The following is a 26,873-nucleotide window of genomic DNA, read 5'->3' on the forward strand; positions in this document are numbered from 1 at the left end:
GGAGTCAGATCCAGCGCTTCCAGCGGAAGACGCGGAACAGCCCCACGCTCACGCCGGCCATCGCCACGAGGGCGGCCGGGTAGCCGTACGCCCAGTGCAGCTCCGGCATCTGGTCGAAGTTCATGCCGTACACCGTCCCCACCAGCGTGGGGGCGAAGAGGATCGCGGCCCAGCCGGAAATCTTCTTGACCTCCTCGCCCTGCTGGATGCTCACCTCGGACAGGTGCTTCATCTCCTCGTTCTGGCGCTGCGCCACGAGGGTGGCGTTGACGGTGAGGATGTCGCGCAGGGCGGCGCGGAACGACTCGACGCGGTCGGCCACCTCGGTGAGGTGGTCCGTGACGTCGCGCAGGCTCGCCTGCAGCTCCGGGTCGACGTCGTACCGCGCCGACCCCTTGGTGAGCGACGCCAGGACGCCCTGCAGCGGCCGCACCGCGCGCTGGAAGTCCACGACCTCGCGGGACAGCTCGTAGATGCGCCGCGACACCTCGGGGTCGCCGCCGAACACCTCCGACTCGATCTCGTCGACGTCGTTCTCGAGGCCGGCGACCACCGGCGCGTAGCCGTCCACGACCGCGTCGAGGACCGCGTACAGCACCGCCTCGGTGCCGCGGGCCAGCATCTGCCGGTCCTCCTCGAGCCGACCACGGACCGCCGCCAGGTCCGGGGACGCGCCGTGGCGCACGGTCACCACGAAGTCGGGGCCGACGAAGAGGTGCAGCTCGCCGAACTCGACGGTCTCCTCCGCGTCCAGGTACGTCGCGGCGCGCAGCACCACGAACAGCGTGTCGCCGTAGCGCTCGATCTTGGGCCGCTGGTGGGCCTGGATCGCGTCCTCGACGGCCAGGGGGTGGAGGTCGAACTCCCGGGCCAGGGACATCAGCTCGGTCTCGTCCGGCCGTTCCAGCCCGATCCAGGCCATGCCGCCGGGGCGCTCCCGCAGGGCGCGGAAGGCCTCGGCGAGGCGGGTGTACGAGGCGGTGCGGCGGCCGTCGTCGTAGATCGCGGCGGCGACCACCGTGCTGCGGCGGGCGGGCGCGCCCGAGTCCGGCGAGGCGTCGTCGGGCATCGCGAACGGGGTGACGGGCACGTCGGGACGACGGCGCAGCGCGCCGAGGAACTGACGCGGCGGGCGTGCGGGAAGGAAGGTGGCCATGATGACTCCGCAGGTGAACGCGTGGACGTCGGGCACGGGGGCTCGGCCGGACCCTGCGGTCGCAAGAGGACCTGCAGAGTGCCGACGACCACCCGGCGCGAGACGTCGCGTCGGTGCGGAGTGTGCTCAGGTGGGCGTCAGCGCTGGCCGGTACTACTCGGGGGCTCGCTGCGAGTCATCGCGCGCCACACCCCCTTTCGTCCCTGCGGCATCCCGCCGCGGCCTGATCGCTCAGTCGCCCGCCCGAACTTGGGTCGGCGGGCAAGGGGCAGTCTACCTGCGTGGGCCGTGGATTCGAACCCTTTCGAGGCGTACGTCACACCCCTCTGCCGCTCAGCCGCGCAGCGGCAGGGTCAGCGTCCCGTCGGGGCCGGGCGCGCCGGCTGCGGCCGGTGCCACCACGCGGACGGGAACGCCCCAGTCCTGCTGGGCCAGGTGGCAGGCGGGGAACACGTCGGGGTCCGGCTCGCCGTCGGGCCCGAGCGGGACGACGTCGCACGACGCCGCCTTCGCCGTCACGTGCAGCACGCCCTCCGCGACCTCCGGGTTGATCACGAGGTCGCGGAACAGGTCGGCGCCGCCGCCCGTGCCGCCGAGGAGGAGCTCCGGCGGGGTGGCGGTGACCTGGAGCTGGGTGGACGGGCCCCAGCGGTCGTCGAGCTTCTGGCCGGGGGCCGGGAGGAACGGGACGTCGAGCCGCAGCGGGCCGGACGGGATCTCCGTGACCGGCCGCTGCGTGCGCCGGGCGCCGGAGTCGAGCACCTCGCCCGCAAGGGTCGCCGGGAGCGCGATCCGGGTGAGGCGGTGCGCCGCGGACTCCACGACCACGAGCTCGACGCGGGCGTCGCCCTCGGGGAGCGCGCCGCCAGGGGTCCAGGGCGCGCCGTCCACGAGGACGACAATGTCGCTCGGCTCCGCGAGCCCCGTCGCCACGGTCGTGACCACGCCGGGGATGCGCGTGCCGGCGTGGTCGCCGACGGGCTCTCCTGAGGCCTCCGAGGCGGGAGCCGGGGCGAACCGGCGCACGGCGCCGTTGTACGTGTCGGCCACGACGACCGATCCGTCCGGGAGCACCGCGACGCCCAGCGGGTGCTGGAACAGCGCCTCGTCGGCGGCGCCGTCACGGTGCCCGAAGTCGAAGAGCCCCTTGCCGACGGCGGTCCGGATCCCCACCTCCTCGGCGCCCGACGCGACTCCACCCGCGAGCGCCTCGATCCGGCGCAGGGCCGAGGTCTCGGAGTCGGCGAGCCAGATCGTGCCGTCGGCCGCGCGGGCGAGACCGGACGGCTGCGCGAACCAGGCAGTCGCGCCCGGCCCGTCCTCGAGACCTTCGTTCATGGTCCCGGCGAGAGGCCGGACGCTGCCGTGCCCTCCGCGACCTGCCGGATCGAAAGCCCACAGCGTGTGATTCCCTGCCATGGCCACGACGACGGCCGCCAGCTCGGGCGACCACTCGACGTCCCACGGCGACGACAGTCGGATGATTCGGGCCGGGTAGTCGGCGGTGGCGTCGTGTGGCTCGAACGGTCCGTCCAGGTCAGGCACCATGCGGGTTGCCGGAACGACTGCACCGTCGTCGAGATGGCCCGACCGCAGCACGTTCTCCTGGCCGCCCACCATGAACTGCTGGCCGGTCCCCGCGACGGTGACGACGGCGCCGTCGGACAGCCGGACGCCGCGCAGCGCGTGGTTGACGGTGTCGGCAACCACCACGTCGTACCCGACGAGGTCCCGGACGGCCTCCGGCAGCAGGCAGAGCCCGTTCGGCTCGCTGAACCGGGCGTCGTCCGGGTCGCCGTCGGACAGCCCGCGCTCACCCGAGCCGATGCGGCGCACGAGGGTCTCGCCGTCGGGGGCCAGCTCGGCGAGCGAGTGGTGGCCGGCGTCGGCGACGAGGAGGTTCCCGTTCGGCAGCGCGATCGCCTTGGCGGGAAAACGCAGCGTGCCCGACGTCGGCGCGGGCGCCACGTACGGACCGTCGCCCCGGTGCAGCGTGCCCTTGGCGTCGTGCTCGGTGACGAGCTCCTCGACGAGCGCGGCGATCGCGGAGCCGTGGCCCTCGCCCGCCATCTGCGCGACGACGTAGCCCTCGGGGTCGATCACGACGAGCGTGGGCCAGGCACGGGCGGTGTAGGCGCCCCAGGTGACGAGGTCCGGGTCGTCGAGGACCGGGTGGTGCACCTCGTAGCGCTCGACCGCCGCCGCGAGCGCCACCGGGTCCGCCTCGTGCTCGAACTTGGGCGAGTGGACGCCCACGATGACGAGGACGTCGCGGTGCCGTTCCTCGAGCTCGCGCAGCTCGTCGAGGACGTGCAAGCAGTTCACGCAGCAAAAGGTCCAAAAATCGAGCAGGACAACTTTTCCGCGCAGCTCGCCGAGCGTGACCGTACGGCCACCGGTGTTGAGCCAGCCGCGGCCGACGAGCTCGGAGGCGCGGACCCGGGGCAGTGCAGTAGTCACCGCCCCATTGTGCGGCACCGCGTCAGGGGGGTTCAGCCGCGACGGATCGGGGACCGACCCGTCGATGAGGGAGCGCCTCAGCCCGCGCGGACCTTCCCCACGACGCGGACTCGTACTGCCACGTCGTCGATCTCCTCCGGCACGGCGTCGACCACCGACGGGTCGGTCACGTTGACCTGGAGGACCCAGCCGTCGCTGTCGCCCGCGACACTCTCCATGCCCATCTCGGCAGCGAGCACCTCGACCGGCGACGTGTGCCGCTCGGGCGAGCCGGCGGCGTCGATCACCTCCGCGACGGCCACCCCAGGTTCGGGGTACTCGAGCATCCTGCCGCGCCCCAGCGGAGTGGTGAACTCGGGTGCGACGCCGATACCGACCACCCCTCCGATTCCCGCGACGGACTCGCGCAGCGCGGACTTGGCGGCCCGCGCCTCGTCGAGTGTTGCCATCCCGATCACCTCCTGGTCATCCATTGTGCGCCCCTTGTCCAGCCCTCACACGCGCTACAGGGGCACGGTGTGGAAGCGATTCCACTCGCGACGTGACACCGCAGGTCAGCGCGATGATCCGACAACAGCGGACGGCGAGTCAGGAGTGCGGCGCGCCGCTCCCCGCGGCGACACGCCCACCCCTCGACACTCCGGCCGCTCGATACGCGCTTCACGAACGACGACGGCGCCCCCGGCCGCGCCGTTCACCGTCCGGACGAGTCCGCGTCCTCGTCGGTCAGCTCCCCCGCCAGGTCGATGCCCAGCACGTCCAGCACCACGTCGATCGGGTTGGCGTAGGTGAGCCCACGGCCGCTGCCCCCACCGGTCTCCGAGCCCGCGAACAGCAGGCCGAGCGCCACGCCGTCCTCCCGGTAGACGAGCGCGCCGGAGTCGCCGCCACGCGAGAACGGGCCGCCGTCCAGGCCCTCGATCTCGATCTGGTCGTCGAAGCTCAGGGCGCCGAGGTCGTCGTAGCCCACGATCACGTCGTCGAGCTCGATCGCGGTGACCCGGCCGCGGGTGAGCGCCGTCGTGCGCCCCACCTTGGCCACCACCTCGCCGCCCAGGGCGCGCGCGGTCTTCGTCACGCGGCCCACCGGATAGGTGTAGTCCACCGCGGCGTCGTCCAGGCGTGCCAGCGCCGCGTCGGTGTACGACACCACCTCGGGGTCGAGGTTCACCACCTCGGCCAGCGCGCCGACCCTGTCCTGCGCGGTATCACCGCCGTCGGCGGGGCCGGGCTGCAGCACCACGTCGCCCGGGACAGCCTCCGGGGACCCGGCGAGCACGTGGTAGTTCGACAGCGCGTAGAGGTTGGTCGTGGTGGTGCCCGGCCGCCCGGGCGTGGTCCGGTCGGACCTGCGGGTGACGAACGCGCCGAGGGTCCCTGCCGTCACGTCGACGTGCCCGATCGAGATGCCGGGCCGCAGCGGGCGCACCCGTCCCGTCTCCCCTGCCGACTGCGAGGTGGGCGCAGGCGGGCGCGGGCCCAGGTCGCTGATGGGCCTGATCCGGCCCGTGCGGCGCACGTCCACGTCCGGACCCGCCTCGGCCTCGATCTGCCGCACGATGCTCCGCGCCCGCGGCACCCCCAGCCGGTAGCGCACGGCGATGCCGTAGCCGCCCCCTGGCTGCGCCGCCAGGCCGATGGCGAGGGTGGGCGCTCGCACCACCTCCGCCGCGGAAGCCCCCTCTGAAGGCGCGTGGTGCGGACGGGCGACCCCGTGCCGCTCCGCGAGCTCCCGGGCGAAGCCGGCGAGCTGCTCCTTCATCTTCCTGGCCTCGTCGTGTTCCATACGACGATCCTTGCCGACCTCACCGACACGGGTCTGCAGGCGCGCGGGGAGCGACACGCCGTTTCGTAAGGGAAAGTCATCCAAAAAGGGGATATCCCGCTGGCCCCTGGACGCGATAGCGTCCGTCGGCTACCCCAAAAGTTGGGCTGGCGCATGCCGAGAGTACGGCCGGTGTCACAAATCACCCGGTCTTCCCTCTCCACACCACAGAGTCTCCGGTCAGGAGGCTCATTTTCAGGAACGTGAGCGAGACCAGTGATCGGGACGATGGAAGAGACGCGGAGCACGCGGCTGAGCCGGGCAGACGTGCAGGCCGCCCTGATGTGGGCGATCGAGCACGACCATGTCGCGCTGCTCGCCCACCGCTCCGTCGCGCACACGTACCCGAGCGAGTTCACCCGCCGCCGTGCCGACGCCGCGCTCGTCCAGCGCTGGCTGGACGCCACAGGAGGCCGGGGTGCGGCCCCGGCCTCCTGATCGGACGCTCAGCCCAGCGTCGTCGGCAGCTTCTGCTTCTCGCCGAGGACGCGCTCGGCCAGGAACGCCAGCACCACCTGGTACCAGACCTTGGCGTGCTGCGGCGTGAGCACCCAGTGGTTCTCGTCCGGGAAGAACAGGAACCTGTGGACGGTGGAGCCGTCGTCGGCCGCCGGCAGGCCCGAGGCCGACAGCAGCTCGTACCAGAGCCGCAGGCCTTCGCCCACGGGCACCCGGTAGTCCTTGTCGCCGTGCACCACGAGCATCGGCGTGCGGATCTCACCCACGAACCGGTGCGGGCTGTTCTCCAGCGCCATCTCGTCGGTCATCTCGCGCGCCCAGTAGAAGGAGGCGTCGGTCGTGGGGCCGAACTGGTCCAGCGCCCACAGGGACGCGTGCGTGACGATCGCCGTGAACCGGTCGGTGTGGCCGGCCACCCAGTTGGCCATGTACCCGCCGAACGAGCCACCCATCGCCGCGGTCCGCGACTCGTCGATCTCCGGGAGCGCCTCCGTGGCGTCGGTGATAGCCATGAGGTCCGTGTACGGCGCCGCACCCCACGCGCCCCAGCCGCGCTGCACGAACGCCTGCCCGTAGCCGGTGGACAGCGCCGGGTCGGGCAGCAGCACGGCATAGCCCTGGGCCACCATCAGCCAGGGGTTCCAGCGCCAGGACCAGACGTTCCAGGAGCCGAGCGGGCCGCCGTGGATCCACAGCAGGAGCGGCGCCGGGGCGTCGGCGGACGCGTCCGACGGCAGCGCGAGCCACGCACGGACACGCGCGCCGTCGGCCGCCACGGTCTCGACCTCGCGGAGGACCCCCGGCAGCTCCACCGGCGGCACGGGCGACAGCAGCGCCGTGGCCGCCACCGGCTCACGCTCGCCCGCCGGGCCCGACGCGACGAACGCCCCCAGGTCGACCCGCACCGGCTCGGCCGGCGCGGCGTAGGAGGCGCGGAGCGCGAACAGCGCCGAACCGTCGGGGGCCACGCGCACGTCGGTGAGCACGGCGTCGTCGGCGGTCACCTTCTCGACGACCACCTCGCCGCCCGCCGGGCCGCCGGCGAAGGTGAGGAGGAAGACCGGGCCGCGACCGTCGTCGTCGGCCGTCACCACCAGGCCCGAGCCGTCCGGGAGCCAGGCGACGGAGGTGGGCCAGCGGTCCCAGTCGTCCGCGAGGATGACCGGGTCGCCGCCCGCCGCCGGCACGAGGCCCAGGCGGACCACGGGCGCGTCCTGCGGGGTGGTGATGGTCTCCGTCAGGTACGCGACCCAGGCGCCGTCGGGCGAGATCGCGGGGTCGCTCGCGTTGGCGTCCGGGTCGTCGACGAGCGTGCGCCGCTCGGCGGTCGCCGTGTCGATCGCCACGAGCGTCTCGCGGGTGGCAACCCCCTCGGCCACATCCCAGGACGTGACGAGCGTGGAACCGTCGGCGGACAGGTCCGCATGGTGCTCCAGCAGGTGGCGGCCCGGCCCGGTCAGGTCCCGCAGCTCGAGGGTGCCCGACGGCGACCGGTCGCCTTCCGCGTCGTCGTCGCCCTCCGGCTTCGGCAGGGGGGCGGAGGGCTGCTCGGCGAGCAGCGCGAGGTCGGCCACGAACCGGCGCTCCTGGTCCGGGCCGAGGTCGTGGTCCCAGAGCCGGACCGGGTACGAGTCGTGGAGGATCGCGTTCACCTTGAGGTCCTTGCGGGCCTTGCGGAGCTCCTTCTCGTGCGCCAGATCACGGGCGCTCGGCAGCAGGCTCGACGCGACGCTCACCACGTCGGCCGCCCGGGCAGCGAGCGGGCCCGAGATGCCGCCCGCCGTGGTCGCCACGACGCGTGCCTCCCCGCCCGCGGCGGGCAGAAGCCACAGCGCGGACTCGGGCTCGCCCGCGTCCTTCCCGGCGTCCGGGTCGGGGCGGGCGGACGTGAACAGGACGTCGCCGCGGCTCGTGAACACCGCTGACGACTCGCCCTTCGAGGAGCGGGTCAGGCGACGGGCCGGAGCCTTGCCCTCCGGGTCCACCTCCCACAGCGCCGTGCGGTAGCCGGTGCGCTCGGGGTCGAGCGTCTGGACGGTCGCCACCAGGCGCTTCCCGTCCGGGCTGAGGGCTAGTCCGGCGAGGCGCGGGATGGCGACATACCGGTCGAGGTCATGGAAGGGAGTCTGCTGCGCTGGTTCGCTCACGGGGTCCGTACTATCACGCCCCCCTCCGCGTGCGGGTACACCTGGCGACGAACGCCACGCCCCGGGCCTGCCGGACGGCCCGTTCCTCCCCCTAGGCTGGTCAGGTGACCTCGACAGCCGTGCGACAGCCGCAAGAGCCCTCCGGGGAGGGCCGCAAGCCTGCCCCCGGCCGGGGCGCAGGCGGTCCCGCGCGGCCGTGGTGGCTCGTCGGCGCCGCACCGGCCGGGGTGCTGGTCGCGATCAGCGCGGTCCTGGCCGCCGGGTCGTTCTCCGGCGCGTTCGACGCCCTCTCCTACTTCGCCGACCCCGGCGCCGTCGTGCGCTGGGGCCTGCCGGTGGCGACGGTGCTCACGGAGCTGTCGCTGGCCGTGACGCTCGGTGCGCTCGTGCTCGCCGCGTTCGCCGTACCGGCCGGCTCCGCGGTGCAGCGCACCCTCGGCATCGCGGGCGCGGCGTCCGGGGTGTGGGCGTTCGCCGCCGTGGCGCAGCTGGTGCTGCGGTACTCATGGTCCACCTACCTCCCGCTGAGCTCGCCTGCGTTCGGGCCCGGCTTCGGCGAGTTCGTCACCACCATCACCCTGGGCCGCACGTACCTCGGCATCGTGATCGTCGCCGCGCTGACCTCCGCGGCCGCCCTGGCGGTCCGCGGACCCCTGGGTGCGGCCTGGACCGCGGCGCTGGCGCTGGTCGCCGTCGCGATGCAGGCCAGCACGGGGCACGCGGCCGGCGCGGCCAGCCACGACCTCGCCATCTCCGCCATGTTCCTGCACCTGGCGGGGGCCGCGCTCTGGGTCGGCGGGCTGGGGGCGATCGCCCTCCTCGGCCTGCGCAACACGGCGACGCCCGCCGTGATCCGGCGCTACTCGGAGATCGCCGGCTGGTGCTTCGCCGCGGTGGGCGTGTCCGGCCTCGTCAGCGGCTGGATCCGGCTCGGCGACCTCGCGGCGCTCTCCACCGACTATGGGGTGCTCCTCCTGGTGAAGGTGCTGCTCCTGGCCGTGCTGGGCGGTCTCGGCTGGCTGCACCGCACCTCGGTGGTGCGCCGCCTGCCCGAGACGTCGGGCAGCGTGGTGGGGCTGTTCTGGCGGCTGGCCGCCGTGGAGCTGGCGGTCATGGGCGCCGTCTCCGGCGTGGCGGTGGCCCTCGGGTCGACGGCGCCGCCCGTGCCCGAGGTGCCCTCCGGCCCGCTCACGCCCGCCGAGCAGGTCACCGGGCACCCGCTCCCGCCCGAGCCGACGGCCGCCCGCTGGCTCACGGAGTTCCAGTGGGACCTCCTGCCCGCCTTCGGCTGCGCGGCCGGGCTGCTCGTGTACCTCGCGTGGGTGGTGCGGCTGACCCGGCGCGGCGACCGGTGGCCCCTGGTCCGCACCGTCAGCTGGTGCACCGGGATGATCGTGCTGTTCTGGGTCACCAACGGCGGTGCCGCCCTCTACGGGCACATCCTGTTCAGCGCCCACATGGTGCAGCACATGATCCTGGCGATGGTGGTGCCGCTGCTCCTCGTGCTGGCGGCCCCCGTCACGCTGCTGGCCCGTGCCGTCCCGCCGCGCAAGGACGGGTCCCGCGGGCCGCGCGAGTGGGTGCTCGCGCTGGTGCACTCGCGCTGGGGACGCTTCTTCGCCCACCCGATCGTGGCGGCGGCGAACTTCGCCGGCTCGATGATCGTCTTCTACTACACGCCGGCGTTCGAGTACTCCCTCACCACGTACGCCGGGCACCTCGCGATGCTGGCGCACTTCACCCTCGCGGGGTACCTGTTCGCGAACGCTCTCGTCGGCGTGGACCCCGGGCCCTCGCGGCCGGGCTACCCGATGCGGCTCGTCCTGCTCTTCGCCACGATGGCGTTCCACGCGTTCTTCGGCGTGGCGCTCACCAGCGGCAACGCCCTGCTGGTGCCCGAGTGGTTCGGGCTGCTGGGGCGGCCGTGGGGGCAGAGCGCCATCGAGGACCAGCAGCGCGGCGGCGCCGTGGCCTGGGGCGTCGGCGAGATTCCCACGCTGCTGCTGGCGATCGGCGTCGCGATCCAGTGGACCCGGTCCGACACGCGCGACGCGAAGCGGCTCGACCGCGCCGCCGACCGTGACGGCGACGCGGAGCTCGAGGCGTACAACGCGATGCTGGCGAAGATGGCGGACCGCAAGGACTGAGGGCACGTCCAGGCGTCGGGGAGGGCTCCCCATCGGCGGGCCCCGGCCCGACGCGGCATACTGATCCACCGACACGGTCGCAGATCACCAGGGGGTTGCCACGTGCCGGAGCACAACGACATCAGCGCGTCGGACCTCGACCGGGCGGCGGCGATCGTCAAGCGGATCCACCAGGTCTTCGACGAGAAGGTCGTCGGCCAGGAGGCCCTCCGCACAGCGCTCGTGAGCTGCCTCCTCGCGGGCGGGCACGTGCTCCTCGAGTCGGTCCCGGGCCTGGCGAAGACCACCGCCGCCCACACCCTCGCGGCTGCCGTGAGCGGCGAGTTCCGGCGCATCCAGTGCACGCCGGACCTGATGCCCAACGACATCGTGGGCACCCAGATCTTCAACTACGCCACCGGCGAGTTCACCACCCAGCTGGGCCCGGTCCACGCCAACCTCGTCCTCCTCGACGAGATCAACCGCTCCTCCGCGAAGACGCAGAGCGCGATGCTCGAGGCGATGCAGGAGAAGCAGACGTCGATCGGCGGCGTGAACTACAAGCTGCCCGACCCCTTCATGGTGCTCGCCACGCAGAACCCCATCGAGGAGGAGGGCACCTACGTGCTGCCCGAGGCCCAGATGGACCGCTTCCTCATGAAGGAGGTGATCACGTACCCCACTCCCGACCAGGAGCTGGAGATCCTCCGCCGCGTCGCGAACGGCCAGATGGACCGCCCGGTCGCCACCGAGCCCGTCAGCCTGGACGACGTGCGCTTCCTCCGCCGCCTCGTGGACGACGTGTACGTGGACGACGCGGTGAAGCGCTACGTGGTGGACATCATCAACACGACCCGCCTGTCCGGCCCCCGCCCGGTGCAGGGCCTCGGCCGGCACGTCCGGGTGGGCGCCTCGCCGCGCGGCGGCATCGCGCTGATGCGGCTCGGCCAGGCGCTGGCGCTGCAGTCGGGCCGAAGCTTCGTGGTGCCCGACGACGTCCGCGCGGTACGGTACCCGGTGCTGCGCCACCGCCTGGTCCGCACGTTCGACGCCCTCGCCGACAACGTCCCGCCCGAGCAGCTCGTCGACGCCGTGTTCGACGCCGTCCCGGCGCCCTGACCGGGCCGACCATCACCGGATCCGGCCACGTGCCCGACGTCTCCCGCCTCTCCCAGGTCCGCGCCCGGCTCGACCTCCCGGTCGCCCGGCGCGCCACCGGCCTGCTCGAAGGACGGCACCGCTCCATCTACAAGGGGCACGGCCAGGACTTCGACGACCTGCACCTGTACAGCCCGGGCGAGGACGTGGGCGACATCGACTGGAAGTCGAGCGCCCGCGCCGGCATCCCGGTGGTGCGGCGGTTCGTCAGCGAGTCGAACCTCAACCTCGTGCTGATCGTCGACACCGGCCGGAGCATGACGGCCACCGCCCCGAGCGGCGAGCCGAAGCACGAGGTCGCCGCGTTCTGCTGCGCGCTCGTCGCCTACCTGGCGCGCGACCGCGGCGACCGGGTCGCGCTCGTCGCCGGCGACGCGGAGCGCCTGGAGCAGCTGCCGCCACGGGCCTCGACCCAGGACCTGGAGACGCTGCTGCGGCTGCTGAGCCGGATGTGGACCACCGACGACCCGGCGGCCGCGCCCGCCAACGACCTCGCCCGCCTCCTCGACCGCGCGCTGCACGCCTTCACCCGGCGGTCGCTCATGGTCGTGGTCACGGACGAGGCGCGCCCCGCGCCCGAGCACGAGCCGCTGCTCCGGCGGCTCCGCGTGCGGCACGAGGTCATGGCGCTGCAGGTCGCGGACCTGTCCCCGGCGGGCACAGCCGCCCCCGTGGCCGACGTCGACGGCACCCTGTTCCTCCCGCCGTTCCTCGCCTCGCGGCCCGAGATCGCCCGGGCCGCCGCCGACGAGGTGGCCCGTCGCCGGGCCGAGGTCGCCGCCACGTTGCGCCGCCGCCAGGTCGAGAGCACCGTGGTGGACGGGACGGACGACGTGGTGCACCGTTTCGTCGAGCTCCTGGGGAGGCAGAAGCGTGCCGGGCGATGAGCTGCTGCCCCCGGTGGGCTACTCGGGCTGGTGGACGGCCGCCGGCCTGGGCCTGATCCTGCTGTCCCTCGCGCTGGTCGCGGCCGTCATCTGGTTCACGCGCGCGTCCGCGGCGGAGAAGGAGGCCCAGCGGTTCGCCGTCCCGCCGGCCGCGGGCGGGCGCCACCACCTGGACCCCCATGCCGGGATCCGGGACAAGTACACCCGGACCCTGTCCGAGCTCCGGCAGCGCTACGAGTCGGGCGAGCTGGACCGCCGCGCCGTGCACCACGCGCTGGCACGCGAGATGCGCGCCTTCGCTGCCGAGCGGCTGGACCGCGACGTCTCGACGCTCACGCTCGCCCAGATCGCCGAGCTGGACGGCGCCAAGAAGCTCACGGACCTGATCTCCCGCTACTACCGGCCGGAGTTCGCGGAGGACGACGACCCGAGCGTGCGCCGCATGAAGGTGGACACGTCGTTCGACCGCGCGCAGGAGGTGGTCCGGGAATGGTGACAGGCGACCCGGTGATCCTGTGGCCCTGGGTGTGGGTGGCCGTCGGGGTGGTGATCCTCGCCGTGGGTGCGGCGGGCTGGGTGGTGAGCGGCCGGCGTCGGGCATCGCGGCAGGAGGCCACCTGGGTGGCCAACTCCGCCTACCTGGCGAAGGTGCCCGCGTTCCGCGCGTGGTTGCGCCGCTACCGGCTGTGGCGCGCCCTGCTCGCGGCGGGTCTCCTGGTCGCGGTGCTCGGCGCCGGGGCGCTGGCTGCCCGCCCGGCCCGGACCGACACCGTCGTGGAGCGCCTCGGCACGCGCGACATCGTGCTCTGCCTGGACGTGTCCGGGTCCATGACCGACTACGACGGGGCGGTGCTCGAAGTCTTCCAGCGCATGGTGGACAGCTTCCAGGGCGAGCGGATCGCGCTGTCGGTGTTCAACTCGACGTCGCGCACGGTGTTCCCGCTCACTGACGACTACACGCTCGTCCAGGAGGAGCTGCAGCGCGGCATCGAGGCGCTGGAGTCGGTGGACTCGCTCGACCCGGAGGACGAGGGCGACGCCGAGGACATCCTCGAATACCTCCAGTTCACGGCCGGCACCTGGGTCAACCAGGACGGGGCGAGCCTCATCGGCGACGGTCTGGCGTCCTGCGGCCTCCTGTTCGACGAGGCGGACACCGAGCGCTCCCGCTCGATCGTCCTCGCCACCGACAACTACGTGTCCGGCGAGCCGATCTACTCGCTGGGCCAGGCCGCGGACCTCGTGCGGTCGCGCGACATCACGCTGTACGGGATCTTCGGCGGCGACCGCGAGTACTGGGGCGGCCCGGAGGAGCTGGAGTACAAGGGTGTGGTCGAGGCGGGCGACGGCCTCTACTTCCGCACGGACGACCCGGCCCTGGTGCGGAGCATGGTCGACGACGTCGTGGCCCAGCAGGCGGTCGAGCTCGACGCCGCGCCCGAGGTCATCGTCACCGACCTGCCGCGTGAGTGGTACCTCGTGATCGTGGCGGGCGTGACCGCACTGGTCCTGGCGGCCTGGAGGCTGCGCGAATGACGTTCCAACCGATCGCCCCCTGGTACGTCCTCGTCGTCGTGGCGGCGCTGCTCGCCCTGTCCGGGTGGTGCCTCGCCCGCGGGGCGGCGTCGGGCGGCGCCTCACGCCTGCCCTGGCTCCGGCGTACCGCGCTGTGCCTCGTCCTGCTCGTCGCCGGCCTGGGGCCGTCAGTCGTGGAGACCTCGCGGGACACGACGGTCACGGCCGTGGACGTGTTCTTCGTCGTGGACCGCACGGGCTCCATGGCCGCCGAGGACTACGGGCCGGAGGGGAACCAGGAGCGGCTCGTCGGCGTGCGGAACGACGTCGTGGCGCTGACCACCGCGGTCCCGGGGGCGCGCTACTCGGTGATCGCGTTCGACTCGCAGGCCACCCGCCAGCTGCCGCTCACCACCGACGCCCGGGCGATCAACGCCTGGGCCCAGACGTTCCGGCGGGAGATCACGCTGTACTCCCAGGGCTCCCTGACGGACCGGCCGCTGGACGAGCTGTCGTCGGCCCTGGTGGGGTCGGCGGAGCAGCACCCGGCGAGCCTGCGGCTCGTGTTCTTCCTGTCCGACGGCGAGCAGACCGCGGAGGGCGAGCCCCGCTCGTTCGCCGACCTGGCGCCGCTGATCGACGGCGGGGCCGTTCTCGGCTACGGCACCGAGGAGGGCGGCCGCATGAAGGAGTACGACCCGGACGTGCCGCCCGAGGAGGCGGAGTACCTGACGGACTCCACGGAGACGACCGCCGACGGCGTCGTGCCGGACGCCCTGTCGCGCATCGACGAGGGCGTGCTACGCGGGCTCGCCGACCAGCTCGGCGTCCCCTACGAGCGCCGGACGGCGCCCACGCCGGTGGAGCACCTGGTGGCCGGGTTCGACCCGGAGCAGATGGCCGACGACGGCCGCCGCACCGTCACGTCCTACCGTCCCGTCGTGTGGCCGCTGGGTCTGGTGCTCGCCGGGCTGCTCGCCTGGGAGACGTTCGCGTTCGCGGGGTCCCTGGCGCTGGAGCGCCGTCGGCTGGCGGGGGTGCGGCGATGACGAACCCGTACTTCGTCCCGCGTGGCGACCGGTCCGCCGAGGCGACGCGGCTGCGGCTGGCCCGCCTCCGGCGGCGGCAGTGGATGCTTCTGGTCGCGATCCCGCTCGCGATCGTCGGGCTGGTGCTCGGCGTCCGGCTCGCCGCCACGGCGCCGGTCGCGGCGGCCGCTCGCGGTGACTACGACGCCGAGAGGTTCGTGGACGCCGCCGAGACCTACGAGGGCCAGCGGACGCTCAACCTCGTCGAGCCCTGGAAGGCGCACTTCAACGCGGGCACGGCCCGCGCGGCCGACGTCTTCGCGGAGGGCTGGTCGTCGCCCTACAGCGCCACGGACGCGCTCCACGAGGCGTACGACCTCGCGGAGGAGGAGTCCCCCGAGGTGCGGTGCATGATCCAGACCAACCTCGCCCTGGCGTACGAGGCCATGGGCGACGACGAGTCGCGCACCGCCGAGGAGTACGCCGCGGAGCTGGCAGCCCTCGAGACCGCCCTGGCCGCCCGCGAGGCGGGCGAGCCCTACGACGAGGAGGCGATCGACCCCTACGGCGACGGCGACGAGCTCGACCCCGTCGAGGTGCGGGAGGACGTCCAGTCGTGGTTCGAGTGGGCCGAGGAGTCGTACGCGTACGCCGAGAGCGTGCGCACCTGGCCGGACTGCTCGACGGCGGAGCAGTCGCCGGAGCAGCAGGAGCAGAACGCGGGGGCGCAGCAGCGGCTGCAGGAGAAGGCGGCCCAGGCGGAGCGGAGCCAGCCGGACCACGAGGAGCCGGCGCCCTCCCCCACTCCGTCGCCGGCCGAGGGGCAGACCGCCGAGGAGCAGGCCGAGGCCGAGCGGCAGCAGCGGCTGCAGGAGTCCAACGAGGAGGCGGCCGAGACCGCCGACCAGGAGCAGCAGGAGAACCGCGACACCTGGGGGAACGAGGACGGCGAGGAGTCCGGCGGGGGCGGCACGAAGAACTGGTGAGCCGCCGTCCGCCGAGGTAGTGCCCCCGTCCGCCGGGATCAGCCGCAGAACACCTCGGTGAGGAGCGGCAGCATCGCCGGGCCCAAGGCCCCGCCGACGGGGGCGGTGGGGTCCTCCACGTGGGTGAGGGAGGCCGTCAGGGTGGTGCCGCCGTCCAGCGAGCTGTACATCAGGGCCGCGTAGCCGGGCGCGCCACCGTTGTGGTTGAGGACTGTCACGCCCTCGCACGTCGGGTCGAGCGGCCCGAGGTCCATCACCTGGATCCCGAGACCGTACGGGAGGTACTGGGTCGCGTCGGGGTACGCGGGCAGGGCGTGGACCGTGGTCATCTCCGCCAGCAGCGGTGCGGGGACCAGGTCGCCGGAGGCCAGCGCGGAGACGAACCGGTGCAGGTCCGCCGTCGAGGTGACCAGGTCGCCGGCGCCCGGCGCCCACGACAGGTTCTGCCCGGAGACGTCGACGACACGGTCCACGCCGTCGTCGTCGTACCGGAAGTAGCCGTGCGCGTGCGGTCCGGCGAGCGGCACGGAGGCGTCCGGGAGGGAGGTACGCCGCATGCCCAGCCGCTCGAAGATTCGCTCCTCGGCCTCGGTCACGAACGGCCGGCCGGTCACCTCTTCCACGACGAGGGTCGCAAGCGTGTAGTTGGTGTTCGAATAGCTGAAACGGGTCCCGGGCTCGAACAGGGCCGGCATACCCAGCGCGTAGCGGACCAGCCACCCGGCCTCGTACTCCTCGTCCAGATAGTCCTCCGCCCACTCCCCGGTGAGGATGGGGATGCCCGGCACCAGGGCGCCGTCGGGTGTGAGGTTGCCCGTGTAGCTGGGCACGCCGCTCGTGTGCTGCAGGAGCATCCGGACGGTGATGCGCGGGTCCAGGCCGTAACCGGGCAGGTGGTCGGCCACCCGGTCGTCGAGCCCGAGGCGCCCCTCGGCCACGAGCTGCAGCACCACGGTCGCCGTAACCGTCTTGCTGACGCTGCCGGCCATGAACACGCCGTCCGTCGGCGGTGCCTGGGAGCTACCCAGCTTCCGGGCGCCGGCGCTGGCGACCCACTCGCCCGCGTCGTCGTTCACGCGGAGCTGGATGCCGGTGAGGCCGACGTCGAGCACGTCGTGCATCGTCTGCCGCAGCTCCGGACGGTCCGGAGCCGGGAGCGGGGCAGCCGCCGGCGCTGCGCCGACCGGGCCGGCCGCGGCGGCCACGAGGGCCGCGGTGAGGAGGGTGACCAGGGAGTTTCGCGGTGTGTTCGTCATGACCACCACTCTGGTCGGCGGTCCTGACACGGTGCCGTCACGCCGCTGACACGGGTCGTCGGACGAAGTGACTATCTCGGCACCTCGGCCTCGCCGAGATAGTCACCTGGTCCGACGAGGTGACTATCTCGGCGGCGGGGGCAGGCCTTGGTCAGCGCCAGACCAGCCCGACCGCCGGGTCCTGGAGGACCCGGGCGACGTCGGAGAGGAACCGCGCCCCCAGCTCACCGTCGACGAGCCGGTGGTCGAAGCTCAGCGCGAGCTGGGTCACCCAGCGCGGCTTGATCTTGCCCTTGTGCACCCACGGCTGCTGGCGGATCGCGCCGAACGCCAGGATCCCGGCCTCGCCCGGGTTGAGGATCGGTGTCCCCGAGTCGATGCCGAACACGCCCACGTTCGTGATCGTGAACGTGCCGTCCGACATGTCCGCCGGGCTGGTGCGCCCCGCGCGGGCCGTTCCCGTGAGGCCGGAGATGGCCTGGGCCAGCCCCAGCAGGTCGAGGGCGTGCGCGTCCTTGATGTTGGGCACCACGAGCCCTCGCGGCGTCGCGGCGGCGATCCCGAGGTTGATGTAGTGCTTGTAGACGATCTCCTGCGCGACGTCGTCCCAGGTCGCGTTGATCTGCGGGTGCCGCCGGATGGCGAGCAGCACCGCCTTGGCAGCGATGAGCAGCGGCGTGACCCGCACGTCCGCGAAGTCGCGGTCCTTCTTCAGGTCCTCGACGAGGCGCATGGTCCGCGTCACGTCGACGGTGTGGAAGACGGTCACGTGCGGCGCGGTGAACGCGCTGTGGACCATCGCCTCCGCCGTGCGCTTGCGCACGGACTTCACGGGGACGCGGGTCTGGCGCCCGTCGGCCGTCACCGTGCCCGACGCCAGCCACGGCTCGTCCGACCAGCTCGCCAGCTGCTGCGGCTCGGCGGCCTTCGACTTCGCGAGGACGTCCTCCCGCGTGACGATCCCGCCCGGCCCGCTCGCGGGGACGCTCGCCAGGTCGACGCCCAGGTCCTTGGCCAGCTTGCGCACGGGCGGCTTGGCCAGCACGCGGGCGCGGGCGGCGGTGTCGGTGCCCGACGCCGGACGGTCGGCCTGGGCAGGCACGCTCGCCAGGGCGGGTGCCGGGTGGGCGGCCGGGGCGGGGGCGGCCGGGGCAGGCGGCGGAGGCGCCGCGACGAGAGCCGGGGCGGGGGCCGCCGGCGCGTCCGAGGCCGCCGCGTACCGGCGGCGACGGCCCGAGGCCGCCGCCTCGGCGGTGCCGTAACCCACGAGCACCGAGCCGGAGGTCTCCAGGGCCGCCGGGGCCGACCCGCCGGCGTCGGCCACCGGAGCGTGTGCCGGGGCGGGGGCCGACGGAGCGGGGGCCGACGCCGAGACGCCCGTGGCGATCTCGATGATCGGGGTGCCGACGTCCACCGTGATACCCGGGCTGACAAGGATGCCCATGACCGTGCCGGCCCAGGGCGAGGGCAGCTCGACCAGGGACTTCGCGGTCTCGATCTCGACGATCGTCTGGTTGACCTCGACCCGGTCGCCGACAGCGACCTTCCACTCGACGATCTCGGCCTCGGTCAGGCCCTCCCCCACATCAGGCAGGAGGAAGCGCTGGTTCGACATCTACAGCCTCTCAGTGCGCGAAGGCGCGGTCGACGGCGTCGAGCACGCGATCGACGCTCGGCAGGTAGTCGTGCTCGAGCTTGGCCACCGGGTACGGCGTGTGGAAACCGCCCACCCGGAGCACCGGCGCCTCCAGAGCGTAGAAGCATTCCTCGGTCACCCGCGCAGCGATCTCAGCGCCGGCGCCGAAGAACACGGGCGCCTCGTGGATGACGATGCAACGGCCCGTCTTGCGGACGCTCGCCGCGATGGTGCTGGTGTCGATCGGCGAGATGGCGCGCAGGTCGATCACCTCGGCCGACCGGCCCTCGGCGGCGAGCGCGTCCGCGCTCTTCAGGGCCGTGGCGACGGTGGGCCCGTAGGCCACGAGGGTGACGTCGGTGCCTGCCCGGACCACCTGGGCCGCGTTGAGCGTGGCGGCGCCGACGGGCGCGTCGAGGTCGACGTCGCCCTTGGACCAGTAGCGGCCCTTGGGCTCGAAGAAGATCACGGGGTCCGGGGAGGTGATGGCCTCCTGGATCATCGTGTACGCGTCCTGCGGGGTGGCGGGCGTGACGATGCGCAGACCCGGGGTGTGGGCGAACAGCGCCTCCGGGCTCTCGCTGTGGTGCTCCACCGCGCCGATGCCGCCGCCGTAGGGGATGCGCACCACGACGGGCACGCTCACGGCGCCGCGGGAGCGGTAGCGCAGCTTGGCGAGCTGGGTCGTGATCTGGTTGTAGGCGGGGAACACGAAGCCGTCGAACTGGATCTCGCAGACGGGCCGGTAGCCGCGCAGCGCAAGGCCGATCGCGGTACCGAGGATGCCCGACTCGGCGAGCGGCGTGTCGACGACCCGGTCCTCGCCGAACTCCTTCTGCAGCCCGTCGGTCACGCGGAAGACGCCGCCCAGCGGGCCGATGTCCTCGCCCATGAGCAGGACCTTCGGGTCGTCCTTGAGGGACTGGCGCAGTCCCTCGTTGATCGCCTTCGCAAGGGTGAGGGTCCGGGTGCTCGACATCGTCGTCGTCTCCCGGTGCTCGGCGGTGGTGGTCATCGGGTCCCTCCCTGGGGGTGTGCGGCAGGGGTCGTCGCGCCGGCTGCGGGGCCTGCGGGCGGTTCGCCCGCCTCGAAGGCCTCGAACCAGGCGCGATCCTCGGCGACGATGCTGTGCGGGGTTCCGTAGACGTCGTCGAAGATGGTGGTCGCGGAGCCGGGGTGGAGCTCTCGCGTCTCGGTACGGACGCGCTCGGCGAGGGCTTCGGCGTCGGCGTCGAGCTCGGTCAGGAACTCGTCGTCGAGGGCGCCCTCGGAGCGCAGCAGGGTCTCGAGGCGGGCGATCGGGTCACGACGGCCCCACATCTCCTCCTGCTCGGTGGTGCGGTAACGGGTCGGGTCGTCCGAGGTGGTGTGCGCACCCATCCGGTACGTGTACGCCTCGATGAAGGTCGGGCCGCCGCCGCTGCGGGCACGCTGCAACGCCTCGGTCGTGGCGGCGTAGACGGCCAGCACGTCGTTGCCGTCGACGCGGAGGCTCGGGACACCGAAGCCCTCGCCGCGCTTGTAGATCGGTACCTTCGACTGCTTCGACGTCGGTACCGAGATGGCCCACTGGTTGTTCTGGCAGAAGAACACCACCGGCGACTCGTTCACCGAGGCGAACACGAGCGCCTCGTTGACGTCGCCCTGGGAGGTGGCGCCGTCGCCGAAGTACGCGACGACGGCGGCGTCGACGTCGTCGTCCCCGGTGCCGACCGCGCCGTCGCGCTGGATGCCCATGGCGTAGCCCGCGGCATGCAGCGCCTGCGACCCGATGACGACGGTGTACAGGTGCACGTTGTGCTCGTTCGGGTCCCAGCCACCGTGGTCCGAGGCGCGGTAGAACCGCAGGCGGTCCACGGGGTCGACGCCGCGCACCTGCAGCACGCCGTGCTCGCGGTACGAGGGGAACACGTAGTCCTGAGGGCGCAGGGCGTGGGCGCTGCCCACCTGCGCCGCCTCCTGGCCGCGGGCGGGCGCGTAGAGCGCGAGCTCGCCCTGCCGCTGGAGGGACGTCGCCTCGTCGTCGAAGCGGCGCGTCAGGACCATGTCTCGGTATATCTCGCGCAGCCGCTCCGTGGTGAGGCCCGCCGCCAGCTCGCGGTAAGGCTTCGTTCCCCGGGACGTCACTCGCGTGCCCTCGGGGGTCAGGAGCTGCAGGAGGGGCACGTCGCCCCCGTCGATCTCGTGCTTCACGCGGTCTCCTTCGCTGCAACTTCCGGACGCCGGCCCCCGTTGCTGGACCGCCGCAACCTACGTCCTCGTAGCCTACGCAAGCGTAGGCTACGGCTCCGTAGGTTAAGCAGTCTCCGTGTCACCCAAGGTGTCGGTCTCCTCTTTGGAGGAAACCTCAATCTTGCGGCTCTCGCACGGGAATCGCATCCCGCCGACGCGGCGCGACGGACCCACGCCGTCGCTCCTCCCCAACAACGTACGCGATCCCACGAACGGCGTCATCCAGCCGGTCAGGGGCGTTCGCCGCATATCCGATCACCAGCCCGGGCGGTCCGTCGCCCACCCTGTGCGACGACAGCGCCTGCACCGCCACCCCGGCCTCGTCCGCGGCGCGACGGGACACGGCGACGTCGTCGATCCCCTCGGGCAGGGTCACCAGAAGATGCAGCCCCGCCGCCACACCGTGCACGGTGGCGTCCGGCAGGTGAGACGCGAGCGCCTGGAGGAGCGCGTCACGACGGGCTCGGTGACGTCGTCGGACCTGGCGCAGGTGGCGCTCGAAGCCGCCCGACGTGATGAAGCGGGCCAGCGCGAGCTGTGGCAGCGCAGGGGATCCCAGGTCGGTCCAGTACCGCGCCTCGACCAGCTCGTCCCGGAGAGCCGCGGGGGCCAGCAGCCAGCCGAGCCGGACCGCCGGCGCGAGCGACTTCGAGACGCTGCCGAGGTGCACCACGTGGTCGGGGGCGAGAGCACGCAGCGCGGGCACGGGTGGCCGGTCGTAGCGGTGCTCGGCGTCGTAGTCGTCCTCCAGGACCAGGCGGCCCGGCGCGCGGGCCCAGGCGACGAGCTCCCGACGGCGGTCCGGCGCGAGCACCACCCCCGTGGGGAACTGGTGCGCCGGCGTGACCAGGACGGCGTCGAGCCCTGTCCTGGCGAGCGCCCCCACGTCGAGACCACCCTCGTCCACCGGGACCGGGACGGGTTCCAGGTCCCAGCGGCGCAGATGCTCCCGAGCGCCCCGCGAGCCGGGATCCTCGAAGCCGACCTGGGTCACGCCGCGGGCCCGCAGGACGCGGGCGAGCAGCATCAGGCCCTGCGAGACGCCGTTGACCACGAGGATGTCGTCGGGGTGCGCCCGGAACCCACGAGTGCGGGCGAGCCACCCCACCAGGGCCTCACGCAGAGCGGGGAGCCCCCTCGGGTCGCCGTAGCCGAGGTCGCTCGACGCCAGGTCGTTCAACGCCGTCCGTTCCGCGCGGGCCCAGGCGGAGCGGGGGAACGCCGACAGGTCGGGGACGCCGGGAGCGAGGTCGATCCGGGCACCTCGGGGCGCCCGGACGGGGACCGACGTCGGCAGAGGGCCGACGGCGTCCGGGCCGACGGCGTCCGGGCCGAACCCGGGCGCCCACCCGGCCCGGACGACGGTGCCTCCCGCACGTCGCCCCGTCAGGAGACCCTCGTCCGTGAGCCGCTGGTAGGCGTCGACCACCACACCCCGCGAGCAGCCGAGCTCCTCGGCGAGCGAGCGTGTGGCGGGGAGCCGGTCCCCCGGGGTGACCCGGCCGTCCGACACGGCCGCGCGCAACGCGTCGGCGAGCCAGGTCGCGAGACCGCCGGGCGCCGCCTGCCCGCGGTCGAGCTGGAGGAAGTCGGACCCTAGCATCTTGGACCCCTCCTTCGGCCGGTGCTTGGTGCTGTCAGATATACCAAAGCGCGACCAGGCTGAGAAGCATGCCCACGCGAAGCGCCACCGTGACCGACGACCCGACGCAGTCCGTCCAGCACCAGCGCCCCTGGACCGGACCCCTGTTCGCGGCGCTCGGCATGTCGCTGGTCGGCAGCCAGGTCGCCGTGTCGGGGGTGCTCGCCGACGCTCCCCTGTTCGCCGTGCAGGCCGTCCGGTACACGCTGGCAGCCCTGGTGCTCGTCGTGGTGGTCCGGCTCACCGGACGACAGCTCCCCGTCCCGCGGGGGAGGGAGTGGGCCTGGGTGTCGGGCGTCGCGCTGACGGGGCTCGTGCTGTTCAACGTGGGAGTGGTGCGGGGCGTGGCGCACGCCGAGCCCGCCGTGATCGGGGTGGCCGTGGCGACGGTGCCGGTGCTCCTGGCGCTGGTGGGCCCGCTGCTCGGTGGTGCTCGGCCCTCGCCTGTCGTCGTGGCCGCCGCGGTCGTGGTGACCGTGGGGGCCGTCCTCGTGACCGGCGGCGGGCGCACGGACGCGGCGGGCCTCGGTTACGCGCTGCTGACGCTGGTCTGCGAGGCGGGGTTCACGCTGCTCGCCGTGCCGGTGCTGGGCAGGCTCGGTCCGCACGGGGTGTCGCTGCACGCCGCCTGGATCGCCGCCGCGGGCCTGTGGGTCCTCAGCCTGGCGACGGAGGGGCCGGGGGCTGTGGCGGCGCTGCGCGTCGAGCACCTGCTCGCCACGCTGCACCTCGCCCTCGGCGTCACGGTCGTCGCCTTCCTGCTCTGGTACACCGCTGTCGGCCGGATCGGCCCGGGCCGGGCCGGGCTGTTCACCGGCGTGGTCCCGGTGGTGTCAGCGGTCGGCGGGATCGCCCTGGGCGAGCCGGCCCCCGGGCCCGTCGTCTGGCTGGGGGTCGCGGTGGTCGTCGCGGGGGTGACGCTCGGGGTCCGGGCCGGCGCCTCCGGTCGCCGCTAGACCCAGGACTTCGCGACCGCCAGGAACGCGTCGTTCGCCGCCGGCTCGCCGATGCTCACCCGCAGTCCGTCGCCAGCGAACGGCCGGACCAGCACGCCCGCGGCGGAGGCCTGGGCCGCGCACTCCAGCGTGGCCTGGCCCAGTCCGAACCACACGAAGTTGGCCTGCGACTCCGGCAGCTCCCAGCCCTGCTCGCGCAGCGCGTCCTGCACGCGGGTGCGCTCGGCCACGAGCGCGTCGACCCGTTCCATCAGCTCGGTCTGCGCCGGCTGGGCCAGCGAGGCGAGCGCCGCGGCCTGCGCCACGTGGGAGACGCCGAAGGGCGTGGACACCGCGCGGATGCCCGCGGCGAGCCGGGGCTCAGCCACCGCGTAGCCGACACGCAGCCCGGCGAGCCCGTACGCCTTGGACAGGGTGCGCAGGAGCACCACGTTGGCGTGCGCCGCGAGAACCTCGGTGCCCGACGGCGCCGCCGGGTCCCGCACGAACTCCAGGTACGCCTCGTCCACCACGACGAGCACGTCCGACGGCACGGCGGCGAGGAAGGCCGACAGCTCGTCCGCGCGCACCACCGGGCCGGTGGGGTTGTTGGGGGTGCAGACCAGCACCACGCGGGTGCGAGGCGTCACCGCTGCGGCCATGGCCGCCAGGTCGAGCCGACCGGTCCCGGGCTCGAGCGGGACCGTCACGCTCGTGCCGCCCGCCACGGCCACCGCGATCGGGTAGGCCTCGAAGGAACGCCACGGGTAGACGACCTCGTCGCCCGCGTCGACCACGGCCTGCAGCACGTGCGAGAGCACGGCCACGGAGCCGTTGCCCACGACGACCTGCTCGGGCGGCACGCCCACGTGGCCCGCGAGCGCCTCGACGAGCTCGGACGCGTACATGTCGGGGTACCGGTTGATCTCCCCCGCAGCGGCCGTGATGGCGGCGATGACCGAGGGCAGCGGCTGGTACGGGTTCTCGTTCGACGAGAGCTTCCACGCTCGGCCTCCGGGCGCGACCCGCGCGCCCGGGACGTAGGCCGGCAGGGCGGAGACGGCGGGACGGAGCGGCACGGAAGCGGCGACGGTCTCGCGACCGGCCGACGACAAGGGTGTTTCCACGGGCCTCAGCATGCCACGATGCCTTCATGAAGATCCTGGTCCGTATCGTCATCACAGCCGCCGCGATCGGGCTGTCCGCCTGGCTCCTCAGCAACTACCTCAATGTCGTGAGCGACGGCTCCACCGGGGGCATGGTCCTCTCGACGCTCGTGGTCGCCGTGATCTACGGGCTGGTGAACATGATCATCAAGCCGATCGTGCAGCTCCTGTCCCTCCCCCTCTACATCCTGACGCTGGGCCTGTTCACCCTGCTGGTGAACGCGCTGATGCTGTGGATCACCACGCTCATCTCGAACGCCGACTGGTTCTTCGGGAACCAGATCGGCCTCGAGGTGAACGGCGGCTTCTGGTGGTTCGTGCTGGGCGCACTGGTGATCTCGATCATCCAGATGGTCCTGACCGCCCTGCTGCCGAAGAAGCTCAAGGACTGATCCCGACGGGCGCTCGCTCGGCGCGGTAGAAGGTCGTCGTGACCTCCTTCCCGTCGAGCAGCGGCTCGATCCGGGCGACGACGCCGGCGACCCGCACGTCACCGGACGCCATGGCCAGATCGAGCGTGCGCGCGTGCGTGGCCACTCCGTGCGCCGCGGCCAGGTTCCCCGAGGCGGCCCGGTCGCCGGGGTCCTGCGACCCGGCGAGGTCCCGGGCGACGGTCACGCGGTCGGCGGTGCGTGGGTTCTCGGCGCTGCTGCGTCCGTCGGTGTTCGAGACCAGCTCCTGGGGGGTCTCCAGGTGCAGCGCGGGGACACCGGGCGGGGACGCGAGCTGCGCCACGGGAGCACCGGCGGTCACCACTCCCCCGAGCCGGTACCGGTCCGTGAACGCGGGCGCCGAGGCGAGGGCCATGGCGGCGATACCACCCAGGCTGTGACCCACGAGCGTGACCGGCTCGTCGGGTCCGGCGCCTGCGGCCGCCAGGGCGGCCTGCACCGTGGCGGACGCGCCGTCCTGCTGCCGGGCCATGAGGTCGAGGTCGGTGACTGCGTCCCAGGGGTGGTCCGCCGGAAGGACCGACTCCGTGCCGGGGATCAGCACCGTCCACGAGACCCCGCCATCAGGTGCGGCCACGCGCTGGACGGCGACGGTGGCGTAGGGCGCGTCGCCTGCCCACGGATAGAGGTCGGCCACGCGGCGCAGGGAGTCGGCAAGGGACCCGCCCGAATCCGCCCACTCCGGCAGCCCGCCCGAGCCGAAGTCGCCGGCCTGGAGCTGGGTCACGGTCAGCCCGGCCGGTACGTCGACGATGGGCGCGCGTCGCACGGCGTCGGCGAGCACCCTGGCGCCACCGCTGGTGCTCAGGTCGCCGCCCGCGGCACGCGGGTGGGACCAGGCCACCCCGGCACCGAGGCCGGCCACCAGCTCGTCCGACCACGGCGCCGCAGCCCGTGTGGCCCACGGCGCGACCCCGTCGAACAGCACCGCGGGGGTGCCTGTGCGGCGGGCGAGCGTGGCGAGCACGCCGCCGGCTGCTGCGGCCGCGAGCCACCGGTTCCCGCCGGACCAGAACGCGCCCTGCACGAAACCCTCCGCCGTCACGAGGGCCCCCACGATCCGGGTGGCCACGGACTCGGCCTCCTCGTACAGACCGGCAGCCCGGAGGAGCCGCCATCCCAGGAGGTCGTACAGCTCCGCAGCGGCCCAGAGCCGTCGCGCCACCTCGTCGACCACCTCGAGCGCCGCGGCCCTGGCCCGGTGGAGCCCGGGCTGCGGCCCGGCCCAGAGCAGCACGTCCTGTGCGACGACGGTGCGCGCCTCCGAGCACCGTCCCGCCGCCGTACGAAGGTGGTCGGCGGCGGTGGTGACCCGGGCCGCGGCGAGCCGCACCTCCTCGGCGACGACCGACGTGACGCGGGTTCCGCCGGTCACCACGATGGCGTCGGCCGCGTCGCTCATGCGGCAGCCCCCGCGATACGGGCCGCGGCTGCACGCCGGGCGTCGTCGACGGCGAGCAGGTACGTAGCGGCGAGCCGCAGCGCCTCGTCCAGGTGGTCCAGGTCTCGCGCCACCGCCGCCTGAGCGTCGGCCATCGCCTCGCGGAACACCTGGGCGCCTGGCGACTCCCACGCCACGGCGGACGCCGCCCGGCCCGCGTCGTGCGCCGACAGCGCAGCGGCGCCCGCCGCGGCGAGCAGTCCCACCGGGTCGCGCAGGCCCGCCAGTGTCGCCAGGCACTCGTCGATCTGTCCCGCACCCATCCTGGTCCGCCCTCCGCTCGCCCGCCCCGACCCTGCACCGACCCCCGCACCGACCCCGCACCGACCCCGCACCGACGACGCTAGACCGGAGGCGAGCGCCGCC

23 protein-coding genes are annotated in these 26,873 nt (G+C 73.4%); 10 read left to right on the forward strand and 13 right to left on the reverse strand.

Translation table 11 applies throughout. The features are described 5' to 3' along the window. Positions 1-4: 4 nt before the first annotated feature. The 4 genes from D1350_RS08045 to D1350_RS08060 form a co-directional block, all read right to left on the reverse strand. The gene (locus D1350_RS08045; RefSeq protein ID WP_125775481.1) at positions 5-1,156 is read right to left on the reverse strand and encodes a magnesium and cobalt transport protein CorA; all 1,152 of its coding nucleotides are present in this window, start codon (positions 1,154-1,156) and stop codon (positions 5-7) included. Positions 1,157-1,489: 333 nt separating this feature from the next. Then, on the reverse strand, positions 1,490-3,616 hold the full coding sequence (locus D1350_RS08050; protein WP_125775482.1) for an NHL domain-containing thioredoxin family protein: 2,127 nt from the start codon (positions 3,614-3,616) through the stop codon (positions 1,490-1,492). Positions 3,617-3,693: 77 nt separating this feature from the next. Next, positions 3,694-4,089: a hypothetical protein gene (locus D1350_RS08055; protein WP_125775483.1), complete on the reverse strand. Its 396-nt coding sequence runs from the start codon at positions 4,087-4,089 to the stop codon at positions 3,694-3,696. 221 nt (positions 4,090-4,310) lie between these two features. Then, entirely contained in the window at positions 4,311-5,402 is a 1,092-nt protein-coding gene (locus D1350_RS08060; protein ID WP_125775484.1) for a chymotrypsin family serine protease, read from the reverse strand. Between the two features lie 267 nt (positions 5,403-5,669). On the opposite strand from D1350_RS08060, the gene D1350_RS08065 reads away from it, so the two are divergent. Further along, positions 5,670-5,879, forward strand: coding sequence for a hypothetical protein (locus D1350_RS08065; protein WP_125775485.1), 210 nt, complete (start codon positions 5,670-5,672; stop codon positions 5,877-5,879). Between the two features lie 8 nt (positions 5,880-5,887). Here the strand turns inward: D1350_RS08065 and D1350_RS08070 are convergent, their stop codons facing one another. Next, a complete protein-coding gene (locus D1350_RS08070; RefSeq protein ID WP_125775486.1) occupies positions 5,888-8,047 on the reverse strand; it encodes a S9 family peptidase in 2,160 nt (719 codons plus the stop codon). 104 nt (positions 8,048-8,151) lie between these two features. Here D1350_RS08070 and D1350_RS08075 point away from each other — a divergent pair, with 104 nt between their 5' ends. From D1350_RS08075 to D1350_RS08105, 7 genes are all read left to right on the forward strand, one after another. Beyond that, positions 8,152-10,194 (forward strand): bifunctional copper resistance protein CopD/cytochrome c oxidase assembly protein, encoded by a 2,043-nt coding sequence (locus D1350_RS08075; RefSeq protein WP_240643961.1) that lies wholly within the window; start codon positions 8,152-8,154, stop codon positions 10,192-10,194. 102 nt (positions 10,195-10,296) lie between these two features. Beyond that, on the forward strand, positions 10,297-11,292 hold the full coding sequence (locus D1350_RS08080) for an AAA family ATPase (RefSeq protein WP_206074467.1): 996 nt from the start codon (positions 10,297-10,299) through the stop codon (positions 11,290-11,292). A gap of 29 nt (positions 11,293-11,321) precedes the next feature. Further along, a complete protein-coding gene (locus D1350_RS08085; RefSeq protein WP_125775488.1) occupies positions 11,322-12,218 on the forward strand; it encodes a DUF58 domain-containing protein in 897 nt (298 codons plus the stop codon). Beyond that, positions 12,205-12,714 carry a hypothetical protein gene (locus D1350_RS08090; RefSeq protein ID WP_125775489.1) on the forward strand — a complete coding sequence of 170 codons (510 nt, stop codon included), beginning with the start codon at positions 12,205-12,207 and terminating at the stop codon, positions 12,712-12,714. The genes D1350_RS08085 and D1350_RS08090 overlap by 14 nt, the downstream gene beginning before the upstream one ends. Further along, the gene (locus D1350_RS08095) at positions 12,708-13,754 is read left to right on the forward strand and encodes a VWA domain-containing protein (protein WP_125775490.1); all 1,047 of its coding nucleotides are present in this window, start codon (positions 12,708-12,710) and stop codon (positions 13,752-13,754) included. The genes D1350_RS08090 and D1350_RS08095 overlap by 7 nt, the downstream gene beginning before the upstream one ends. Next, positions 13,751-14,782, forward strand: a complete 1,032-nt coding sequence (locus tag D1350_RS08100) for a VWA domain-containing protein (protein WP_125775491.1) — start codon at positions 13,751-13,753, stop codon at positions 14,780-14,782. The genes D1350_RS08095 and D1350_RS08100 overlap by 4 nt, the downstream gene beginning before the upstream one ends. Beyond that, positions 14,779-15,747: a hypothetical protein gene (locus D1350_RS08105; RefSeq protein WP_125775492.1), complete on the forward strand. Its 969-nt coding sequence runs from the start codon at positions 14,779-14,781 to the stop codon at positions 15,745-15,747. The genes D1350_RS08100 and D1350_RS08105 overlap by 4 nt, the downstream gene beginning before the upstream one ends. A gap of 38 nt (positions 15,748-15,785) precedes the next feature. Here the strand turns inward: D1350_RS08105 and D1350_RS08110 are convergent, their stop codons facing one another. From D1350_RS08110 to pdxR, 5 genes are all read right to left on the reverse strand, one after another. Next, complete coding sequence (locus D1350_RS08110; protein ID WP_125775493.1) at positions 15,786-17,003, reverse strand: serine hydrolase domain-containing protein; 1,218 nt, start codon at positions 17,001-17,003, stop codon at positions 15,786-15,788. A 151-nt stretch (positions 17,004-17,154) separates the two neighbouring features. Beyond that, positions 17,155-18,618 carry a dihydrolipoamide acetyltransferase family protein gene (locus D1350_RS08115; RefSeq protein WP_125775494.1) on the reverse strand — a complete coding sequence of 488 codons (1,464 nt, stop codon included), beginning with the start codon at positions 18,616-18,618 and terminating at the stop codon, positions 17,155-17,157. A gap of 10 nt (positions 18,619-18,628) precedes the next feature. Continuing rightward, on the reverse strand, positions 18,629-19,654 hold the full coding sequence (locus D1350_RS08120) for an alpha-ketoacid dehydrogenase subunit beta (RefSeq protein WP_125775495.1): 1,026 nt from the start codon (positions 19,652-19,654) through the stop codon (positions 18,629-18,631). Beyond that, positions 19,651-20,832: a pyruvate dehydrogenase (acetyl-transferring) E1 component subunit alpha gene (gene pdhA / locus D1350_RS08125; RefSeq protein WP_125775496.1), complete on the reverse strand. Its 1,182-nt coding sequence runs from the start codon at positions 20,830-20,832 to the stop codon at positions 19,651-19,653. The genes D1350_RS08120 and pdhA overlap by 4 nt, the downstream gene beginning before the upstream one ends. A gap of 154 nt (positions 20,833-20,986) precedes the next feature. Further along, positions 20,987-22,474: a MocR-like pyridoxine biosynthesis transcription factor PdxR gene (gene pdxR, locus D1350_RS08130; protein WP_125775497.1), complete on the reverse strand. Its 1,488-nt coding sequence runs from the start codon at positions 22,472-22,474 to the stop codon at positions 20,987-20,989. 68 nt (positions 22,475-22,542) lie between these two features. Between pdxR and D1350_RS08135 the strand changes: the two genes are divergently transcribed. Beyond that, positions 22,543-23,469: a DMT family transporter gene (locus D1350_RS08135; RefSeq protein WP_125775498.1), complete on the forward strand. Its 927-nt coding sequence runs from the start codon at positions 22,543-22,545 to the stop codon at positions 23,467-23,469. Here the strand turns inward: D1350_RS08135 and hisC are convergent. Further along, positions 23,466-24,587, reverse strand: a complete 1,122-nt coding sequence (gene hisC / locus D1350_RS08140) for a histidinol-phosphate transaminase (RefSeq protein ID WP_125775499.1) — start codon at positions 24,585-24,587, stop codon at positions 23,466-23,468. The genes D1350_RS08135 and hisC overlap by 4 nt on opposite strands. A gap of 14 nt (positions 24,588-24,601) precedes the next feature. Between hisC and D1350_RS08145 the strand changes: the two genes are divergently transcribed. Next, a complete protein-coding gene (locus D1350_RS08145) occupies positions 24,602-25,006 on the forward strand; it encodes a phage holin family protein (protein WP_125775500.1) in 405 nt (134 codons plus the stop codon). Here D1350_RS08145 and D1350_RS08150 read toward each other — a convergent pair. Both D1350_RS08150 and D1350_RS08155 read right to left on the reverse strand, forming a co-directional pair. Continuing rightward, a complete protein-coding gene (locus D1350_RS08150; RefSeq protein ID WP_125775501.1) occupies positions 24,996-26,468 on the reverse strand; it encodes a hypothetical protein in 1,473 nt (490 codons plus the stop codon). The two genes, D1350_RS08145 and D1350_RS08150, sit on opposite strands and share 11 nt — an antisense overlap. After that, complete coding sequence (locus tag D1350_RS08155) at positions 26,465-26,770, reverse strand: hypothetical protein (RefSeq protein ID WP_125775502.1); 306 nt, start codon at positions 26,768-26,770, stop codon at positions 26,465-26,467. Before D1350_RS08155 ends, D1350_RS08150 begins: the two co-directional genes overlap by 4 nt. Between the last annotated feature and the right edge of the window lie 103 nt (positions 26,771-26,873).

The organism is Antribacter gilvus (assembly GCF_003946865.1).
Lineage (GTDB): Bacteria > Actinomycetota > Actinomycetes > Actinomycetales > Cellulomonadaceae > Antribacter > Antribacter gilvus.

Coding starts and splice junctions, on each gene's coding strand:
- D1350_RS08045 (WP_125775481.1), bottom strand. CDS start 1,156: ATGGCCACCTTCCTTCCCGCACGCCCGCCGCGTCAGTTCCTCGGCGCG.
- D1350_RS08055 (WP_125775483.1), bottom strand. CDS start 4,089: ATGGATGACCAGGAGGTGATCGGGATGGCAACACTCGACGAGGCGCGG.
- D1350_RS08060 (WP_125775484.1), bottom strand. CDS start 5,402: ATGGAACACGACGAGGCCAGGAAGATGAAGGAGCAGCTCGCCGGCTTC.
- D1350_RS08065 (WP_125775485.1), top strand. CDS start 5,670: ATGGAAGAGACGCGGAGCACGCGGCTGAGCCGGGCAGACGTGCAGGCC.
- D1350_RS08095 (WP_125775490.1), top strand. CDS start 12,708: ATGGTGACAGGCGACCCGGTGATCCTGTGGCCCTGGGTGTGGGTGGCC.
- D1350_RS08100 (WP_125775491.1), top strand. CDS start 13,751: ATGACGTTCCAACCGATCGCCCCCTGGTACGTCCTCGTCGTCGTGGCG.
- D1350_RS08105 (WP_125775492.1), top strand. CDS start 14,779: ATGACGAACCCGTACTTCGTCCCGCGTGGCGACCGGTCCGCCGAGGCG.
- D1350_RS08110 (WP_125775493.1), bottom strand. CDS start 17,003: ATGACGAACACACCGCGAAACTCCCTGGTCACCCTCCTCACCGCGGCC.
- D1350_RS08115 (WP_125775494.1), bottom strand. CDS start 18,618: ATGTCGAACCAGCGCTTCCTCCTGCCTGATGTGGGGGAGGGCCTGACC.
- D1350_RS08120 (WP_125775495.1), bottom strand. CDS start 19,654: ATGACCACCACCGCCGAGCACCGGGAGACGACGACGATGTCGAGCACC.
- pdxR (WP_125775497.1), bottom strand. CDS start 22,474: ATGCTAGGGTCCGACTTCCTCCAGCTCGACCGCGGGCAGGCGGCGCCC.
- D1350_RS08135 (WP_125775498.1), top strand. CDS start 22,543: ATGCCCACGCGAAGCGCCACCGTGACCGACGACCCGACGCAGTCCGTC.
- hisC (WP_125775499.1), bottom strand. CDS start 24,587: ATGCTGAGGCCCGTGGAAACACCCTTGTCGTCGGCCGGTCGCGAGACC.
- D1350_RS08145 (WP_125775500.1), top strand. CDS start 24,602: ATGAAGATCCTGGTCCGTATCGTCATCACAGCCGCCGCGATCGGGCTG.
- D1350_RS08150 (WP_125775501.1), bottom strand. CDS start 26,468: ATGAGCGACGCGGCCGACGCCATCGTGGTGACCGGCGGAACCCGCGTC.
- D1350_RS08155 (WP_125775502.1), bottom strand. CDS start 26,770: ATGGGTGCGGGACAGATCGACGAGTGCCTGGCGACACTGGCGGGCCTG.